At 73.1% G+C, this 2,660-nt stretch carries 1 protein-coding gene, 2 rRNA genes and 1 pseudogene; all 4 read left to right on the plus strand.

Annotated features, from left to right (window positions below; translation table 11 throughout):
• Window positions 1-74: ribosomal RNA gene (locus tag AB0N63_RS36040) — 23S ribosomal RNA — on the plus strand; the annotation flags it as partial.
• Window positions 75-179: 105 nt separating this feature from the next.
• A 5S ribosomal RNA gene (rrf, locus tag AB0N63_RS36045) occupies window positions 180-296 on the plus strand.
• Between the two features lie 224 nt (window positions 297-520).
• Window positions 521-1,021, plus strand: a pseudogene (locus tag AB0N63_RS36050) (hypothetical protein); the annotation flags it as partial.
• A 687-nt stretch (window positions 1,022-1,708) separates the two neighbouring features.
• Window positions 1,709-2,524, plus strand: a complete 816-nt coding sequence (locus AB0N63_RS36055; RefSeq protein ID WP_365536233.1) for a hypothetical protein — start codon at window positions 1,709-1,711, stop codon at window positions 2,522-2,524.
• The last annotated feature ends 136 nt before the right edge of the window (window positions 2,525-2,660 follow it).

Here is a 2,660-nt window from a genome sequence, read left to right on the forward strand (position 1 = left end):
GGTTGATAGGCCGGATCTGGAAGCACGGTAACGTGTGGAGGTGACCGGTACTAATAGGCCGAGGGCTTGTCCTCAGTTGCTCGCGTCCACTGTGTAAGTTCTGAGGCAACGAACAGTTGCCGGCTTTGAGCTGAACTCACAATTAAAGAGTGTGCTTGTTCGCTCGAAACCATTAGGGTTTCGGTGGTCATAGCGTAAGGGAAACGCCCGGTTACATTCCGAACCCGGAAGCTAAGCCTTACAGCGCCGATGGTACTGCAGGGGGGACCCTGTGGGAGAGTAGGACACCGCCGAACAATCTTTGGAAGGACCCCTGGTCCCAGCGTTCAGCTGGGACCAGGGGTCCTTTTCTATTTTCCGTGCGCACCGGGTACCCGGCTGCGTAAGACTGACTTTGCGGTACCGAAGACAGGAGTCACCGATGTCCACCAACTCTCCCGACGAGCGTCCCGAGCGCGACCAGCGCCGCCGGGACAGTGGTGACCGCGGTGACCGCGGCGGCTACCGCGGGGGTCCGCGCCGCCCCAACGACCGCGGTGGCTTCGGCCGCCGTGACGACGACCGCGGTGGTTACGGCCGCCGCGACGACCGCCGGGGTGGCGACGACCGCCGCGGCGGCGAGCGCAACGACCGCGGCGACCGTGGCGACCGTGGCGGTTTCCGCCGGGACGACCGGCGCGATGACCGTCGGGACGACCGTCGTGAGGGTGATCGTGGTGGTTACGGCGGTTACGGCCGGCGTGACGACCGTGGCGGTGACCGTGGTGGCTTCCGCCGTGAGGGCGACCGCCCCGCCCCTCGCCGTGACGACGACCGCCCCTCGTACCGCCGTGAGGGCGACCGCCCCGCCCCGCGCCGCGACGACCGGCGTGACGACCGGCCGTCGTACCGCCGCGATGACCGGCGTGACGACCGCAGGGACGACCGGCGTGACGACCGTCCGGGTTTCCGTCGCGACGACGACCGCCGCGGCTACGGTCGTCGTGACGACGACCGGGGTTACGGCCGTCGCGATGACCGTCGTGAGGGCGACCGGGGCGACCGGGGCGGCTTCAGCCGCCGCGACGAGCGTTCCGAGCGGCCCGACCGTGGCGGTTTCCGCCGGGACGACCGGCGCGATGACCGTCGGGACGACCGTCGTGAGGGTGACCGTGGTGGTTACGGCGGTTACGGCCGGCGTGACGACCGTGGCGGTGACCGTGGTGGCTTCCGCCGTGAGGGCGACCGCCCCGCCCCGCGCCGTGACGACGACCGCCCCTCGTACCGTCGTGAGGGCGACCGCCCCGCCCCGCGCCGCGACGACGACCGCCCCTCGTACCGCCGTGAGGGCGACCGTCCCGCCCCGCGCCGCGACGACGACCGTTCCTCCTACCGCCGCAACGACGACCGCCCGCCCTTCCGTCGCGACGACCGGCGTGACGACCACCGTGGTGGCGAGCGCGGCGGTGACCGCGGCGGCTTCCGCCGCGATGACGACCGGCCGGCGTTCCGCCGTGACGACCGGGGCGGCCGGAGCGACCGCGGCGAGCGCGGCGGCTTCCGCGGCCGTGACGACCGTGGCACGCGCGGCCCCCGTCGCGACGACCGCCGGGACGACCGGGGCGGCCGTCCCGGTGGCTTCCGCGGCCGTGACGACCGGCGTGACGACCGGCGCGGCGGCGGACGGTTCCGCGACGAGCGCGACCGGGATCGCGAGCCGATCAAGCGGCTGCCGATCCCCGAGGAGGTCACCGGCGAGGAGATCGACAAGGACGTCCGGCAGGAGCTGCAGAGCCTGCCCAAGACGCTCGCCGACGATGTCGCCCGCAACCTGGTGATGGTCGCCCGGCTCATCGACGAGGACCCCGAGGGCGCCTACGCCTACTCCAGGATCGCGCTGCGACTGGCCTCCCGCGTCGCCGCCGTCCGGGAGGCCGCCGGCTTCGCCGCCTACGCGAGCCAGAAGTACAGCGAGGCGCTCGCCGAGTTCCGGGCCGCCCGCCGGATGACCGGCAACGTGGACCTGTGGCCCGTCATGGCCGACTGCGAGCGCGGTCTCGGCCGGCCCGAGAAGGCGCTGGACATGGCCGGCGCGCCGGAGGTGAACAAGCTCGACAAGGCCGGGCAGGTGGAGATGCGGCTCGTCGCGGCCGGCGCCCGGCGCGACATGGGGCAGCTGGACGCGGCCATCGTGACGCTGCAGAGCCCCGAGCTTGCTTCCTACTCGGTTCAGCCGTGGACCGCGCGGCTGCGGTACGCCTACGCCGACGCGCTGCTGGCCGTCGGCCGTGAGGCGGAGGCGCGGGAGTGGTTCGCCAAGGCCGTCGAGGCCGACCGCGACGGCAGCACCGACGCCTCCGACCGCCTGGCCGAGCTGGACGGCGTCGAGTTCACCGACGCCCTCGACGACTCCGGGGACGGCGACGCCAAGGACGAGGACAAGACCGAGACCAGGGCCGAAAGCCACGCCGCCGCGCCGAGCGACGCGGCTGAGGCCGAGGCCGGTCACCAGGCTGAGGCCGAGGACGAGGCCGACGAGGGCTGAGTCCCGCAGGGAGAGACGACGTGGAGAAGGGGCGGACCCGATCGGGTGGGGGCCCCCGGACGCGGCAGACCGGCACCTGAACCCCGGGCCCCGCCCCCCCCCCCCCCCGGGGGCGGGGCCGGCGGGGGGGGAGAGC

The organism is Streptomyces sp. NPDC093260 (genome assembly GCF_040683715.1).
Taxonomy (GTDB): Bacteria; Actinomycetota; Actinomycetes; order Streptomycetales; family Streptomycetaceae; genus Streptomyces; species Streptomyces sennicomposti.